At 65.5% G+C, this 15513-nt stretch carries 14 protein-coding genes and 1 pseudogene (1 of these 15 running past the window's edge); 6 read left to right on the top strand and 9 right to left on the bottom strand.

All coding sequences use genetic code 11. The annotated features are described in order from the left end of the window. Nucleotides 1-4 precede the first annotated feature (4 nt). Nucleotides 5-565 carry a gamma-glutamylcyclotransferase gene (locus ASD45_RS16500; protein WP_056912471.1) on the bottom strand — a complete coding sequence of 187 codons (561 nt, stop codon included), beginning with the start codon at nucleotides 563-565 and terminating at the stop codon, nucleotides 5-7. 193 nt (nucleotides 566-758) lie between these two features. Between ASD45_RS16500 and ASD45_RS16495 the strand changes: the two genes are divergently transcribed. Both ASD45_RS16495 and ASD45_RS16490 read left to right on the top strand, forming a co-directional pair. After that, a complete protein-coding gene (locus ASD45_RS16495; protein ID WP_056912470.1) occupies nucleotides 759-1886 on the top strand; it encodes a DUF2125 domain-containing protein in 1128 nt (375 codons plus the stop codon). Nucleotides 1887-2007: 121 nt separating this feature from the next. Continuing rightward, nucleotides 2008-2619: a LysE family translocator gene (locus ASD45_RS16490; protein ID WP_056912836.1), complete on the top strand. Its 612-nt coding sequence runs from the start codon at nucleotides 2008-2010 to the stop codon at nucleotides 2617-2619. Between the two features lies 1 nt (nucleotide 2620). Here ASD45_RS16490 and ASD45_RS16485 read toward each other — a convergent pair whose 3' ends face one another. From ASD45_RS16485 to ASD45_RS16470, 4 genes are read right to left on the bottom strand one after another with little or no spacing between them, the layout of a single operon-like run. Further along, complete coding sequence (locus ASD45_RS16485) at nucleotides 2621-3142, bottom strand: GNAT family N-acetyltransferase (protein ID WP_056912469.1); 522 nt, start codon at nucleotides 3140-3142, stop codon at nucleotides 2621-2623. A gap of 12 nt (nucleotides 3143-3154) precedes the next feature. Next, complete coding sequence (locus tag ASD45_RS16480) at nucleotides 3155-4126, bottom strand: prephenate/arogenate dehydrogenase family protein (protein WP_056912468.1); 972 nt, start codon at nucleotides 4124-4126, stop codon at nucleotides 3155-3157. Beyond that, nucleotides 4123-5238, bottom strand: a complete 1116-nt coding sequence (hisC, locus tag ASD45_RS23600; RefSeq protein WP_056912835.1) for a histidinol-phosphate transaminase — start codon at nucleotides 5236-5238, stop codon at nucleotides 4123-4125. The genes ASD45_RS16480 and hisC overlap by 4 nt, the downstream gene beginning before the upstream one ends. Before the next feature lie 50 nt (nucleotides 5239-5288). Beyond that, nucleotides 5289-6134: a chorismate mutase gene (locus ASD45_RS16470; protein WP_056912834.1), complete on the bottom strand. Its 846-nt coding sequence runs from the start codon at nucleotides 6132-6134 to the stop codon at nucleotides 5289-5291. A gap of 180 nt (nucleotides 6135-6314) precedes the next feature. On the opposite strand from ASD45_RS16470, the gene ASD45_RS16465 reads away from it, so the two are divergent. Together ASD45_RS16465 and ASD45_RS24225 are read left to right on the top strand one after the other, a co-directional pair. Beyond that, nucleotides 6315-6749, top strand: coding sequence for a VOC family protein (locus ASD45_RS16465; protein ID WP_056912467.1), 435 nt, complete (start codon nucleotides 6315-6317; stop codon nucleotides 6747-6749). Between the two features lie 398 nt (nucleotides 6750-7147). After that, nucleotides 7148-7480: pseudogene (locus ASD45_RS24225) on the top strand (TIGR02594 family protein); the annotation flags it as partial. Between the two features lie 379 nt (nucleotides 7481-7859). On the opposite strand, the gene ASD45_RS16455 reads toward ASD45_RS24225, so the two are convergent. Then, nucleotides 7860-8837: an SDR family NAD(P)-dependent oxidoreductase gene (locus tag ASD45_RS16455; RefSeq protein ID WP_056912466.1), complete on the bottom strand. Its 978-nt coding sequence runs from the start codon at nucleotides 8835-8837 to the stop codon at nucleotides 7860-7862. A gap of 108 nt (nucleotides 8838-8945) precedes the next feature. Here ASD45_RS16455 and ASD45_RS16450 point away from each other — a divergent pair, with 108 nt between their 5' ends. Next, complete coding sequence (locus ASD45_RS16450) at nucleotides 8946-9530, top strand: TetR/AcrR family transcriptional regulator (RefSeq protein ID WP_056912833.1); 585 nt, start codon at nucleotides 8946-8948, stop codon at nucleotides 9528-9530. On the opposite strand, the gene ASD45_RS16445 is transcribed toward ASD45_RS16450, so the two are convergent. Then, nucleotides 9520-10299, bottom strand: coding sequence for an MOSC domain-containing protein (locus ASD45_RS16445; protein WP_056912465.1), 780 nt, complete (start codon nucleotides 10297-10299; stop codon nucleotides 9520-9522). The two genes, ASD45_RS16450 and ASD45_RS16445, sit on opposite strands and share 11 nt — an antisense overlap. Nucleotides 10300-10457: 158 nt before the next feature. On the opposite strand from ASD45_RS16445, the gene clpB reads away from it, so the two are divergent. Further along, nucleotides 10458-13055, top strand: a complete 2598-nt coding sequence (gene clpB, locus ASD45_RS16440) for an ATP-dependent chaperone ClpB (RefSeq protein WP_056912464.1) — start codon at nucleotides 10458-10460, stop codon at nucleotides 13053-13055. Between the two features lie 115 nt (nucleotides 13056-13170). Here the strand turns inward: clpB and ASD45_RS16435 are convergent, their stop codons facing one another. Beyond that, a complete protein-coding gene (locus ASD45_RS16435) occupies nucleotides 13171-15261 on the bottom strand; it encodes an ATP-dependent helicase (RefSeq protein ID WP_056912463.1) in 2091 nt (696 codons plus the stop codon). 55 nt (nucleotides 15262-15316) lie between these two features. After that, nucleotides 15317-15513 carry the 3' portion of a M23 family metallopeptidase gene (locus ASD45_RS16430; RefSeq protein ID WP_056912462.1) on the bottom strand. 1786 nt of this gene lie beyond the right edge of the window, so the window shows 197 of its 1983 coding nt (coding positions 1787-1983); its start codon lies off the right edge, out of view; the stop codon is at nucleotides 15317-15319.

The following is a 15513-nucleotide window of genomic DNA, read 5'->3' as shown; positions in this document are numbered from 1 at the left end:
GGGCTCAGGCTTCGTGCGCGCCCTTGAGCTGCTGCGCCAGGAGGTGGAGGTCGCGATCGCGCACCCCGAGGCTCTCCAGTTCGGCGACCGTGGCGATGACGTAATCGCGGTTGGCGCCGGACCGACCATGGCCTTGCCGGCAATAGTGGAGCTGCTCTGCAATGGACAGCTGGCCGGCATATTGCTCGTGGCCGCGATCGACCACGTAGCACAGGGCCCGGACGTTGTTTTGCGGATCGTCGTCGAGCCAGACCCGCCGCCAGGCCTCGCGATAAACCATGGTGACCTGCTCGCGGGAGCGCAGATAGGCGATGGTCTCCTCGCGCTTCTCGGCCGCCACCCGGTAGGCGATGCCCCGGCAGTTGCCGCCGCGGTCGAGGCCGAGGACGAGGCCGGGCTTCTCCGGCGTGCCGCGATGGACGAAGGAGTATACGCAGAGCGCGCGATGGGCGCCGACCAGCCGCGCCTGGCGCCGTTCCAGCGCCTCGAAGCCGGGCCGCCACATCAACGACCCATAGCCGAAGACCCAGAGCTCGCCACTGTCGTCTGAAGGCGGAGGTGTCATATGCTAATCGGATACCGGTAAGGCGCGGACCGGGCGGTCGCGTACCAAGCGGGCCTGACCGGCGCAATGGGCCTTCCGGAGAAAGTTTCACCGGGCGCCGAATCGGCCTTGAGTTCGCGCCGCGCCTGCGCAAAGAGGACGCAGAGACAGGGGCGCAGAAGCGCCTCAATTGGCAGGTTTCACAATTCCCCTCATGACATCATCCGAACCCGTCCGCCGCCCGGCCTCGCGGCGCTATGTCGTGCTTCTCGTTCTGGTCGCCGTCCTCATCGGCGGCTGGTGCGCCTTCTGGTACGTCGCCGCCGGCAAGGCGCAGACGGCGCTCGAAGGCTGGCGCGCACGCGAAGCCAAGTCCGGCCGCCTCTACCAATGCGGCAAGGAAAGCGTCGGCGGTTTTCCGTTCCGCTTCGAGTTTGCCTGCCAGAGCGCGACCGCCCTGTTCGAGAACAGCCGTCCGCCCATAAAGGCCGAACTCGGCGGCGTGCTGGTGGTCTCGCAGGTCTATCAGCCCACGCTTCTGATCAGCGAATTCCAGGGGCCGCTCACCATCGCGTCGCCCGGCAAGCCGCCGGAACTGACGATGAACTGGGCGCTGTTCCAGTCGAGCGTGCGTGGCACCCCGGCGGCGCCCGAGCGCGTGTCGCTGGTTTTCGACAAGCCGGCGCTTGACGCGCTCAATGGCTCGGCGCCGCATCCGCTGCTGCGCGCCGAGCATCTCGAATTGCACGGCCGCCTGCTCGAGGGGCTGGTCAGCGACCACCCGGTGCTCGAAGTCGCGGTGCGAACCCGCGGGGCTTTCGCGCCCGGCGTCCCGGCGCTGGCGGCACAGCCGGTCGACGCCGTGTTCGACACGGTGTTTCGCGGCCTCACGGACTTCGCGCCGAAGCCATGGTCCGAGCGGTTCCGCGAAATCGCCGCCAATAACGGCCGCATCGAGATTACCGAGGCGCGCGCGGTGCAGGGCGAAACTCTGGCGGTCGGCACCGGCAACCTGTCGATCAGCGCCGCCGGCCGCCTGCAGGGTCAGCTCGACCTGACGGTCGCCGGCCTCGAGCCATTCCTCAAGTCGATCAACGCGGAACAGATGGTGCAGGCCTCGCCCTCGGTCGATCGGTTGGCCGGCGCGCTTGACCGGTTGTCGCCGGGGCTCGGCCAGGCGGCCAAGCAGCAGGTCGGCGCCAATCTCGCCACCGGCATCAATTTGCTCGGTCGCAAGACCACACTCGAGGGCCGGCCCGCGGTCTCGCTGCCGCTGCGTTTTGACGACGGCCGCATGTTCCTTGGACCGATCCCGCTCGGCGACAGCCCGGCACTGTTCTAGTTATTGCCGCTTTCCGGACGGGCGCACCGGCCGCTTCGAAACGCTGATTGTCAGAAATCGGGTCCCGCTTTGCGCGACCCTGCGCTAACCTTGCGCCGGATCCATGGGGGAGGCCGGCGGTATGTCGCTCGAATTCCTGATCACGTCGTTCATCGTCGTCATCTCGCCGGGCACGGGCGTACTTTATACGCTGGCGGCCGGGCTCTCGCGCGGCGGCAAGGCGAGCATCGCCGCCGCCTTCGGCTGCACGCTGGGCATCGTGCCGCATATGGCCGCGGCCATCCTCGGGCTCGCCGCGCTGCTGCACACCAGCGCGCTCGCCTTCGAGGTCTTCAAATACGCGGGCTGCGCCTATCTGCTCTATATGGCCTGGGGCACGCTGCGTGAACACGGCGCCCTGCGTGTCGCCGGCGACACGGATCGCCGCACCGCCGTGTCGATCGCCGTCAAAGGCATTCTGATCAACATTCTCAATCCGAAACTGTCGATCTTCTTTCTCGCCTTCCTGCCACTGTTCGTCAGTGCCAGCGAGGCGCAGCCGGTCGCGCGCATGCTCGAACTCAGCGCGGTCTTCATGCTGATGACCTTTGCGGTCTTCGTCGTCTACGGGCTGTTCGCCGCCTCGGTGCGCGATCACGTCGTCACCCGGCCGCGTGTCATGGCCTGGATGCGGCGGTCGTTCGCCGCCGCCTTCGTCGCGCTCGGCGCCAAGCTGGCGTTCGCGTCGCGATAAATCAGAGCGTCTTGCTGAAATAGAATCGGCGGATGCCGCCGCCGACGGTTTTGTTGCTGACCGAGGCGGCCAGTTCCTCGCGATCGAGGCGATAGCCGCTGGCGCGATAGAGGCCGAGCGCGGCATCCTGCAGCTCTGACGTGCTCAATTCGAGACGTTTCATGCCGAGCCGCCGGCATTCGTTCTCCGCGAACGCCAGCATGGTCCGAGCAATTCCCTGCCTGCGCAGTTCCGGCTCCACATACATCCGGCGCAACTCCATCGCGTCACCCGGCTCTGCCGTCTCCAGGCCGAACATGCCGGCGAGGCGGCCGCTGTCCTCCGCTACCCAGAACGAACCTCGCCGCGCGGCGTAGTATTCGGCGATGCGGCCGATCTCCTCGGCGATGGCCGAGGCGACGTAGGTTTCAAACGCATCCTTCATCTGCGGCGGCGCGAGCAGCCTGTTGACGCGAATGAAGAGGTCGCGCACCGCCGGCGCGTCGGTGTTCGCGAAGCGCCGGATGGTGAGGGCGTCCGCCATGGTCTCGGCCGATCAGCTTTCGTCAGGCGCGTAGGGTTTGGGCAGCGGCTCGTGCGGCAGCCCCGCATGGGTGCGGCCGAAGTCGGGAACGGCGGAATCCTGGCCGATCTGCACGATGCCCTTGCGGATGGCGCGCGTGCGCGTGAAGTGATCGAACAAGGTCTGGCCGTCGCCGTTGCGGATCGCCTTGGTGAGCATCGAGATGTCTTCGTTGAAGCGGCCGAGCATCTCCAGCACGGCGTCCTTGTTGGTGACGAAGATGTCGCGCCACATCGTCGGATCGGACGCGGCGATGCGCGTGAAGTCGCGAAAGCCGCCGGCCGAGAATTTCAGCACTTCCGAGCGCGTCACCGTTTCCAGTTCGTCGGCGGTGCCGACGATCGTATAGGCGATGAGATGCGGCAAGTGGCTCGTGACCGCGAGCACCAGGTCGTGGTGATCCGGCGCCATCGTCTCGACATTGGCCCCCAACAGCTTCCAGAACGCCGCAAGCTTGTCGACCGCGGCCTGATCCTGGCCCGGTGGTGGCGTCAGGATGCACCAGCGATTGACGAACAGTTCGGCAAAGCCGGCGTCCGGCCCGGAATATTCGGTGCCGGCGACCGGATGCGCGGGCACGAAATGCACGCCCTTGGGAATGTGCGGGCCCATGTCGCGCACGATCGAGCCCTTGACCGAGCCGACGTCGGATACGGTGGCGCCCGCCATCAGATGCGGCGCGATGTCCTTCGCGACAGCGCCGCAGGCGCCGACGGGAATGCAGACGATGACAAGATCGGCGCCTTCGACCGCGGCTTCATTGGTTTCGACCACCTGATCGGCGATGCCGAGTTCGGCGACGCGGCGGCGCGTTGCTTCCGAACGCGCGGTGGCGACGATCGAACCGACGGCACCCTGCGCGCGGGCGGCACGTGCGATCGACGAGCCGATAAGTCCGACGCCAATGAGAGCGAGGCGGTTGTAGAGAGGCGCCGGTTTGGTCACGCCGCTTGCCCCATGAACTCCTTGAGGGCGGCGACGACGAGTCGATTGGCTTCCTCTGTGCCGACGGTCATGCGCAGGCAGTTCGGCAGGCCATAACCCGCGACCCGGCGCAGGATCAGGCCGCGCTGGGTCAGAAACGCGTCGGCGTCGGCCGCAGTCTTGCCCTTGGTCTCGGGGAAGTGGATCAGCACGAAGTTGCCGACACTCGGCGTCACCTTGAGGCCCAGTTCGATGATTTCCTCGCTGACCCAGCCGAGCCATTCGTTGTTGTGTGCAACCGACCTCTCGAGGTGCGCGGCGTCCTCGATGGCGGCGACACCGGCCTTGATCGCGGCCGAGTTGACGTTGAACGGACTGCGCACGCGGTTGAGCACGTCGACGATGTTCTCCGGTCCGTAGAGCCAGCCGAGGCGCACCGCGGCGAGGCCGTGGATCTTGGAGAAGGTGCGGCACATCACGACGTTCTCAGACGTCGCGACCAGCTCGATGCCGGCCTCGTAATCGTTGCGCTGGACGTATTCGGCATAGGCCGCGTCGAGCACGAGAATGACGTTCGGCGGCAGCGCCTTGTGCAGCCGCTTAATCTCGTCGAACGGCACATAGGTGCCGGTCGGGTTGTTCGGATTGGCGATGAAGACGATGCGCGTCTTCGGCGTCACCGCGGCGATGATGGCGTCGATGTCGGCGGTGTAGTTCTTCTCCGGCACGGCGATCGGCTTGGCACCGCGGCTCAGCGAATAGATCGGGTACATGAGGAAGCCGTATTGCGAATACAGCACCTCGTCGCCGTCGGTGAGGTAGGCCTGCGCCAGCATGTTGAGCAGATCGTCGGAGCCCGCGCCGCAGACGATGCGCGCCGGGTCGAGACCGAAGACGCGGCCGATGGCGTTGCGCAACTCGGCGACTGAGCCGTCCGGATAATCCTCGAGCCGCGCCGCGACATCATGATAGGCCGCGACCGCCTTCGGCGAGGGCCCGAGCGGGCTCTCGTTCGACGACAGCTTGTAGACCTTGGCGACGCCCGGGGCGCTGCTCTTGCCGGGGACGTACGGGGCGATGTCGAGCACGCCGGGCCGCGGGACGGGACGCAAAGGGGACTTGGTGGCAGTCATGTTCAAGCCATTGCTGGAGTAGGAGCCGAGGGACCGGGGCCGGGTTCGGCTCAGGCCTTGTCGGCGGCAACCGTATAGCGGGTTGCGTGGCTGCCGACGAGAGCCATCGAACGGACCGTGGCGCCGGCTTTGCCCAGCGCCTGTGCGATATCGTGGATGTTCTGGCCATGCGGCAGCGTGACCAGCAGCGCGGCGCCGTCGAAGGCGCGGTCCGGCACCGCCAGAAACTCGGCCAAGGTCGTCAGCGTCTGGGCCGCCTTGGCGCTCCAGCCGGAGACGCGGACGCTCCACACCTCGACCTCGGTGGCGCGGGCGTCGTCCGCCACCCGCGAGATGACGAAGACCGGCAGGGCGGCCGGGTGGTCGTGGCGCTCGACGAAGGGCAGGCGGGCGATGATCTTCGGCGCGGCGTCGAATTCGAGCGCGTTCCACCAGGCCCCGGCGCTGACCGAGGAGATGACCGGCACGAGGCCGAGATCGCCCTTGGATTCCGACACCGCGGCGACCACGCCGGCGGCGCCCATATGCGGGACCAGTGGCACGGTGAAGCCGAAATGGAAGCGCGCGGAATCGCGCATCTGGGCGTCGCCGGCCGAGAAGTCGGCATGCGCCGAGAACGGCTGCTGCACATAGGTGAAGGTGGCGATGATGACGCGCCAGATGCTCTCGACGGTGTCGAGCGGCAGGATGCCTTTGTGGCGCTCGACCAGGCGGCGCATCATCTGCGCCTCGCGCATCGGCCGGAACGCCGAGCCGGTTTCCTGGCTCTTCTTGACCTCGATCAGCCGGTCGATGATGTCGCCGCGCTCCATCAGGAGCTTGTGCACGGACTCATCGATCCGATCGATGTCCTTGCGGAGTTCGGTGAGGTCGGGAGCTTTGGGCGGCGTCGTCATGGTGGCCATTGATAGGAAAGACCGGCGGTGAAGGCAAAGAAAACGTCGGGTAGGGGATTGAGAAGATGATCCCAATCGGCGCGGAGGGTGGGTTCCGGGGCGGTTGTCGCGGGAAAGGGCGGCCGTTGTGGGGCCCGGCGGCGCGTCTTAGGTTTGACCGACACCATTGGAGTTGGAAGCATGGCGCTCAAGCGCATGGATAATGTCGGCATCGTCGTGGAAGACCTCGGCGCGGCGATCGATTTCTTCGGCGAACTCGGCCTCGAACTCGAGGGGCGGGCCAGGATCGAAGGCGAATGGGCCGGGCGCGTCACGGGGCTGGGCGACCAGCATGTCGAAATCGCCATGATGCGCACGCCGGACGGCAACAGCCGGCTCGAACTCTCCCGCTTCATCAGGCCGGCCGTCGCCGCGGATCATCGCAACGCGCCGGTCAACGCTCTCGGCTACCTCCGCGTTATGTTTGCCGTTGACGACGTCGATGACACGCTGGACAGGCTCCGCAAGCGCGGCGCGCAGCTCGTGGGCGAGGTTGTCCAGTACGGGGACGCCTACCGGCTCTGCTACATCCGTGGCCCGGAAGGGCTGCTCATTGGGCTCGCCCAGGAGCTCTGAGACGGAATAAACAACGAGCGTGGTTAGCGCCGATGGTTAAATGCGGTCCGCGTAAACCACTTCACCGTTAATTCAATCGGATCATTTGCCGAAAATTCTCCGTGCTATCTCCAGTGGTCGCCGGCGCATTGCGCCGTGCGCAAGAACATTTGGGAAATCGGGGAATGTCCATGCGTACCATGCGGACGATGATCGCCCTCGGCGGCGCCGCGTTTCTGGCGTTCTGTGAGCCGGCACTCAGTCAACCGCTGCCGGCGCCGAAGCCGAAAGCGGCCGCCGCGACGCCAATAAAAAACAAGGCGCTCGCTCATCGTGCGCAGCGACACAACAACGCGGAACGCCTGCGCAGCACCGCGCTCGCGGCGCCACCGAAGGCGCCGACCATGGGCTGGCCGACCTTGGTGCGCGAGGCCCGCAAATACATGGGCACCAACCCGACCGATCGCTCCCGGCTGTGGTGCGCGACTTTCATGAACATGGTTCTGGCCAAGGCCGGCTATGCCGGCACCAATTCCGATGCGGCGCGCTCTTTCGCGCAATACGGCCGCCGCGTCAGCGAGCCGCGCGTCGGCGCCATTGCCGTGCTTACGCGCGGCAAGAACGGCGGCCATGTGGGCGTCGTCTCCGGCATCGATGCGAACGGCAATCCGATCATTATTTCCGGCAATCACGGCCGCAAGGTCGGCGAGGCGATCTATCCGCGCTCCCGCGTCATCGCTTATGTGATGCCGACAGATCGCCGCGCCACCACGCAGGTGGCCGAGCGCAATACGCCGCAACGCGGTCATAATCAGGAGCTGGATTCGCCGATCGGCGAACTGCTCGCGGTGATCGAGTCCGAATACAACGCCAAGGGCCGACCGCGCGGCACGGGCCCCGAGCCGCGCCCGGTGCCGCCATCGACAGCGCGTCGCGATTTGCCGCTCGACCCTGCGCTCGCTGAATTCCTTGGCTTGAAGGAACGCGTACCGGGGCCTGCGGCACAGGCGCAGGCGGCGGCGCCGAAGGTCTCGCGGATGCCGGTGGTGCAGCCGCAGCTCGCGCCGGCGCCGCAGCGCGAACTGCGCGTCGAGCAGCGCGCGCCGGGCCGCGTGGCGTCGAACGGCGCGATTACCGTTTCGCGCTGACGAAACGCTCGCCCACCATCTCCTCGCTCTTGGCCCAAAGCGCCTTGGCGCGCTCCGGATCGAGGGCATAGCTGCGGATCCCGCCGCTGCGCTGGTCCGAGTCCGGGACCGGCTCGGCCACGTGGGAGTCTTCGCAATAACGTCCTCCGACAAGTTCAGCCGGTGCGACGCAGCCCGCCCACACCGTGGTCGCGGCGCCTTGAGCAACGGTCTTGTAGGCGTAGGCCGCTGCGCCGGCCGGCCTGTTGGCGTTGACGGCGTCGATCAGCGACTGGGTTACCGCGGGCGTCATATACCGGCCAAGCTCGGTCTGGATGCCGCCCGGATGCACGGCGGTTGCGCGAATACCATCCGCTTTGTGCCGCCGATCGAACTCGACCGCGAACAGCACGTTGGCGGTCTTGGAGCGGCCATAGGCGACGATTTCGCCGTAAGGCGTGCGTTCGAAATTCGGATCGTCGAGATCGACGTCGGCATAGCGGTGTCCCGCCGACGACAGAACGACGAGGCGCGAGCCCGGCTTCATCAGCCTGGCGATGCGGTTGACCAGCACGAAGTGGCCCAGATGGTTGGTGCCGAACTGGGTCTCGAAGCCGTCGTCGGTTTGTCCCTTGGGCGTGGCCATCACGCCGGCATTGGCGATGACGATATCGAAGGGCTTGCCGGCGGAGACGAGCGCGTCGGCACAGGCGCGCACGCTTTTGAGCGACGCCAGGTCGAGTTCGACCAGTTCGAGGCTGCCGCCGTTGGCGGCTTGCGTGCGGACGATCTCGGTTGCCGCCCGCGCTTTGTCGAAATTGCGGGCCGCGCCCACCACCTGCGCGCCATGGGCGGCGAGCACGCGCGCCGTCTCGACGCCAAGGCCGGCCGAGACGCCGGTCACCAGGATGCGCTTGCCGGAGAGGTCGATACCCTCGAGCACTTCGTCGGTGGTCGATTGAGCGCCGAATGTCTTTGTCATGGAGCCGGGCATGGATTTTGTCCTTCGCAACGATATATAAGCGAAGTGGAGGGGCCTCCGCTTCTGAATGCCATATACGGAGGCCCCTCCGTTTTGCAAGAGGTCAGCTTGTCCAAATCCGTCAAATCGCGCGCAGCCCGCGCCGACGCCCAGCGAAACCGCGAGCGTCTGCTGGCGACCGCATTGAAGATGTTCACGTCTTCCAAGAAGGAGGTGACGCTGTCAGCCGTGGCGGAGCAGGCTGGCGTCGGCATCGGCACGCTCTACCGGCACTTCCCGACGCGCGAGGCTCTGGTCGAGGCACTTTACCGGCACGAGGTCGAGCGGCTGGCCGACGCCGCGCCGGCGCTGCTGGACAAAATGCCGGCGGACCAGGCGCTGGAGGAATGGCTGACGCGCTACACGGCGCTTATCGCCGCCAAGCGCGGGCTCAAGGAGGCCATGCGCTCGATCTTCGAAGCGGGAGCGGACACCTCGGCCTATTCGCGCGACCGTTTGACGGGGGCAGTGACGCTCCTGCTCGATGCGGCGGCCAAGAGCGGCGCCATTCGCAGTGACGTCGGTTCGGAGGATGTGTTGTTGGCGGTCGGCGCGTCCACCTGGGCCTTCGTGAACGACGGCGAGTGGGAGGAGCGCTCGGGCCGGGTGCTCCGTCTGGTGATGGACGGCCTGCGCTATAAGCCTATGCCGTGACGGTGTTTCCGGCTGCGATGTCGCCGCCTTCGATGACTTCGGCATAGATGCCGCAGTCCATGTGATTGAAGGTCTGCATCAGCGTCTTCGGGATATTGAGGTCGCGCGCGGCCGTGACCGGATCGACATTGGTGGCGGCGCAGCGGACGATGCGCTTGACCACCTTGAGCCGGACCTTGCCGCCGACATGGATTTCGCGGTCGAGCTGGTCGAACTCATGCCAGGCCGGCCAGCCGCGGACATAGAGATTGGCGCGGAAGCGCAGCGGATCGACCGGCTGGCCGACGGCGCCTTCGAGCGCGGCGACGGAGGCGAGGTTGATGATCGACACCACCTTCTTGGCCACGTCGGAGAAGCTGTGCGGCGCGCCGGGGGCATATTCACCGGACAGCACCTTGGGCGGTCCGCTGAGTTCCGCCGGCATGAATTTGCGGAAGAAGGCCTCGACCGCCAGCCGCCCCTCCTTGGTGCGCAGGTCGGCGCGCACCGCCTCGCGGCCTTCATGACCGATGGTCAGGGTATGGGTAACCTCATCGTACTCGGTCTTGAGCCCCGCCAGCCGCTCGTTCCGCATCAGCATCAGGAAGCGTTGCTTGGGGAAATAGGCCGGGGCGGCCGGGTCGAATCCGGTCGGGCCGTTCTCGATGGCGTAGAGCCGGTCGGCCGGCAGGGTCAGCCCGGCGGACAGGGTCACCTTGGGCAGTTTCTGCGGCGAAAGGCCCTTAACCGGGTAACGGTAGATAGCGTCGATCGTGGCCGGATTTGTCATGGAAACCGCGCAGGGCGAGAGGGCGTTGATCCTGACCTATATCAAGCCGGCCGGCCCTTCCAACCGGCAAAGTGGTTCCCACATAAGGAGCAACAGGCTGCCTCCAAGGGGCCTGAATTCGACCGGTGCCTCGTAAGGGCCGAAGGGAGTTCAAAACGATGAATTTCGAGAAATATACCGACCGCGCCCGCGGCTTCGTCCAGTCGGCGCAATCTTTGGCCCTGCGCGAGGGCCACCAGCAATTCGCCCCCGAACATCTGCTGAAAGTGCTGCTCGACGACCCCGAGGGGCTCGCGGCGGGCCTCATCGACCGTTCCGGCGGCAACTCACGCCAGGCGCTGCAACAGACCGAGGCTGCTCTGGCCAAGCGCCCGAAGGTTTCGGGTGCCGGCGCCGGCCAAGTCTATCTCGATCCGGCGTTGGCGCGCGTCTTCGACGCAGCCGAGAAGGCCGGCGAGAAGGCGGGGGACAGCTTTGTCACGGTCGAACGGCTGCTGCTCGCGCTTGCCATCGAAAAGGATTCCGAGGCCGGCAAGGTCCTGAAAGCCGCCGGTGTCACTCCGCAGAACCTCAATGCCGCGATCGAAGCCCTGCGCAAGGGCCGCACCGCCGATTCTGCGTCGGCTGAGAACGCCTATGACGCCCTCAAGAAGTATGCTCGCGATCTGACTCAGGCGGCGCGCGACGGCAAGATCGATCCGGTGATCGGCCGCGACGAAGAAATTCGCCGTACCATCCAGGTGCTGTCGCGCCGGACCAAGAACAATCCTGTGCTGATCGGCGAGCCCGGCGTCGGCAAGACTGCCATCGTCGAAGGCCTCGCACAGCGCATCGTCAACGGCGACGTGCCCGAGAGTCTCCAGGACAAGAAGCTGTTGTCGCTCGACCTCGGCGCCCTGATTGCCGGTGCGAAATATCGCGGTGAGTTCGAAGAGCGCCTCAAAGCCGTGCTTAACGAAGTCACGTCGGCCGAGGGCGGCATCGTTCTGTTCATCGATGAGATGCACACCCTGATCGGCGCCGGCAAGTCTGACGGCGCGATGGATGCCTCCAATCTGCTCAAGCCCGCACTCGCGCGTGGTGAACTGCACTGCATCGGCGCCACCACGCTGGACGAGTACAAGAAGCACGTCGAGAAGGACGCCGCTCTGGCGCGGCGCTTCCAACCCGTGTTCGTGTCCGAGCCGACGGTCGAGGACACCATCTCGATCCTGCGCGGCCTCAAGGACAAATACGAGCAGCACCACGGCGTGCGCATCGCCGACAGCGCGATCGTCGCCGCGGCAACCCTGTCGAATCGCTACATCACCGATCGCTTCCTGCCCGACAAGGCCATCGACCTCGTCGACGAAGCCGCCGCGCGGTTGAAGATGCAGGTCGATTCCAAGCCGGAAGAGCTCGATACCATCGACCGCGAAATCGTGCGTCGGAAGATCGAGCAGGAAGCGCTGAAGAAGGAAACCGATCCGGGCTCCAGGGACCGCCTGAAGAATCTTGAAGCCGAGCTTGTCTCGCTTGAGAAGCAGTCGGCCGACCTCACCAGCCGCTGGAAGTCGGAGAAGGAAAAGCTGGGCTCGGCGACCGAGCTGAAGAAACAGCTCGACGACGCGCGCACCGAACTCGCTACCGCGCAGCGCAAGGGCGAGTATCAGAAGGCGGGCGAGTTGGCCTATGGCCGCATTCCCGAGCTTGAGAAGAAGCTAAAAGAGGTCGAGGCCCGCGGCGAGGACAAGGGTGCCATGGTCGAGGAGACCGTGACCGCCGATCATGTCGCCGGCGTGGTGTCGCGCTGGACCGGCGTGCCGGTCGACAAGATGCTCGAGGGCGAGAAGGACAAACTCCTGCGCATGGAGCAGGAGATTGGCAAGCGTGTCATCGGCCAGGCCGAAGCGGTGAAAGCCGTCTCGACCGCCGTGCGCCGTGCTCGCGCCGGCCTGCAGGATCCGCATCGGCCGATCGGTTCGTTCATGTTCCTGGGGCCGACCGGCGTCGGCAAGACCGAGCTCACCAAGGCGCTCGCCGAATATCTGTTCGACGACGAGACGGCGCTGCAGCGTATCGACATGTCGGAGTACATGGAGAAGCACTCGGTTGCCCGCCTCATCGGTGCGCCTCCGGGCTATGTCGGCTATGAGGAGGGCGGTGCGCTCACCGAAGCGGTCCGTCGCCGCCCTTATCAGGTCGTGTTGTTCGACGAGATCGAGAAGGCGCATCCGGACGTGTTCAACGTCCTGTTGCAGGTGCTCGACGACGGCCGCCTGACCGACGGCCAGGGCCACACCGTCGATTTCCGTAACACGCTGATCATCATGACGTCGAACCTGGGTGCCGATTATCTGGTGAACCAGCCGGAAGGTCAGGACACCGACGCCGTGCGCGATCAGGTGATGGGCGTTGTGCGGTCGGCGTTCCGTCCGGAATTCCTGAACCGCGTCGACGAGATCATCCTGTTCCATCGTCTGCAGAAGTCCGAGATGACGTCGATCGTCGACATCCAGATGAAGCGGCTGCAGAAGTTGCTGGACGAACGGAAGATCGTCATCAAGCTCGAGCCGTCGGCCCGCGAGTGGCTGGCCGATAAGGGCTGGGATCCGGCCTATGGCGCGCGTCCGCTCAAGCGCGTGATCCAGAAGTCGGTGCAGGATCCGCTTGCGGAGATGATCCTGTCAGGCACGGTGAAGGACGGCGAGACAGTCAATGTTTCGGCGGGCCCGCAGGGGCTCGCTTTCAACGGCAAGCTGGCGCAGGCCGCATAATTACTGTCGTTCCGGGGCGCTGCTTCTGGCGGCGAACCCGGAACCCATAACCTCTGAACCTGAATATGCATTCCGGGCTCGCGGCGTTAACGGCCGCGTCCGGAATAACAGAGGATCACTTCCACATGCCCCGCATCCGGGCCCCGATGTCGATCGGGGCACGTTGCTTCTGCGCGCCCGGAGGCTTTGCCGTGCCCGGCGTCGGCCATGAGCGCTTGTCGAAATGCTTCAGCATCGCATTCGGGATGAAGCGCGTGCGCTGTGCGTAGACGTGGCGGTCGCCGCTTGAATGCTGACCGTGCGTGAAGAAGCGTTGCGGTACCATCAGATGCAGTTGATCGCGGGCGCGCGTCATCGCCACGTAAAGCAGCCGTCGTTCCTCTTCGATTTCCGGCGTCGAGCCGGTCGACAGGTCCGAGGGCAGGCAGCCATCTACGGTGTTGAGCAGATACACCGAATTCCACTCTTGGCCCTTGGCGGAGTGGATCGTCGACAGGATCAGATAGTCCTCATCCAGGAACGGCGGGCCGGATTGATCGCTGGTCGCGTCGGGCGGATCGAGTGTCAGCTCGGTGAGGAAGCGCTCGCGGCTCGGATAAGTCGCGGCGATTTGCGCCAGCTGTTGCAGGTCGGCGGCGCGCGCCGGAGCGTCTTCGTGAATGCGCTCCATGTGCGGCGCATACCAGCGCACGACCGAGTCGATGTCGTCGGGCCAGCCGACAGCGTTGCGCGCCAAGAAGCCGAGCGTGTCGTCGAATTCCTGCCAGCATTCGCTCGCCGCCGCTGGGGGCTTAAACTCGGACAGCGCGCGCATCGGATCGCCGCTCGCGGCCATACGGTCGAGCAACTTGCCGGCGGTGCCGGGGCCAATGCCGGGCAGAAGCTGCGCGACGCGGAAACCGGCGACGCGGTCGCGCGGATTTTGCACGAAGCGCAGCACCGCCAGGACGTCCTTGATGTGCGAGGCTTCGAGAAACTTGAGACCGCCGAACTTGACGAACGGAATGTTGCGCCGCGTCAGCTCGACTTCCAGCCCGGCGCTGTGGCTCGATGTACGGAACAGTACGGCTTGTGATTTGAGCGAGATGCCGGCCTCGCGATTGTTCAGGATGCGGTCGACCACGTAGCTCGCCTGTGCGACGTCGTCGGCGACATTGACGACCGCCGGTTTGTCGGCGGAAGGACGATCGGACCACAAATTCTTCGTAAAGCGTTCGCTCGCCAATTCGATGACGGCGTTGGCGGCGGCGAGGATCGCCTGCGTCGAACGATAATTGCGCTCCAGCGTCACCACCTCGGCACGCGGCGAGAAATGGCCCGGAAAATCCAGGATATTCCGCACTGTCGCGGCGCGGAACGAATAAATCGACTGCGCATCATCGCCGACCACTGTAAGCCCGCGGCCGTTCGGCTTGAGGCCGAGCAGGATGGAGGCCTGCAGCCGGTTGGTGTCCTGATATTCGTCGACCATGACATGATCGAAACGCGAGGCGATCTCGGCGGCGAGCGCGCCTTCACTCATGATCTGAGCCCAATAGAGCAACAGATCGTCGTAATCGAGCACGTTCTGCTTCTGCTTGGCCTCGACATAGCCGGCGAACAGCGTCCGCAGTTGGCCTTCCCATTCGGCGCACCAGGGGAAGAACTGCCCGAGTGTCTCGTCGAGCGGCGCAGTGGCGTTCACGGCGCGCGAATAGATCGACAGACAGGTTCCCTTCATCGGGAAACGTTTCTGCGTCTTCGAGAAACCGAGCTCGTGCCGGACCAGGTTCATCAGATCGGCGGAGTCCTCGCGATCGTGGATGGTGAACGCCGGATCGAGGCCAATGTCGTGCGCGTGGTTACGCAGCAGCCGCGCACCGACGGCGTGGAAGGTTCCTGACCATGACATCGCACCGGCCATAGTGCCGCCTTGCGAGCCCATGACGCGTGCGGTGATGCGCTCGACGCGGCGCTGCATCTCGGCGGCAGCGCGACGCGAAAAGGTCAGCAGCAGGATGCGCCGCGGGTCGGCGCCGCTGACGATCAGGTGGGCGACACGGTGCGCTAGCGTATTGGTCTTGCCGGAACCAGCGCCGGCAATGATCAGCAGCGGCGGGGCGTCGGCGAGATCGGCACCGCCGTGCTCAACCGCGCGGCGCTGCTCGGGATTGAGTTGACCGAGATAGTCGGTCTGCGCGGCGGCGATCGGAGTCGCGATGTTCATTACTTGTACAAAGCATGAACGACGCGATTCGTCGATTGCGCTCTGCGTGATCGGCTTACTTCGCGCTCGAGGCGACGCGCGAAGGCTTACGCGCCATGATACCGTCGATGCGATCGCGCTCCTGCTCGAAGCTTGCCATCATCGGGCCGCCGAGTTCGCGGCCGCGCGGCAGTTTGATGCGCATTGGATCGACGAAGCGGCCGTTGACGCGGATTTCGTAGTGCACATGCGATCCGGTCGACAGGCCGGTCG

It is taken from the genome of Pseudolabrys sp. Root1462 (genome assembly GCF_001426945.1).
Lineage (GTDB): Bacteria > Pseudomonadota > Alphaproteobacteria > Rhizobiales > Xanthobacteraceae > Pseudolabrys.
Note: the sequence above shows the minus strand (reverse complement) of the source record. Positions and strands in the feature narration are given on the sequence as shown.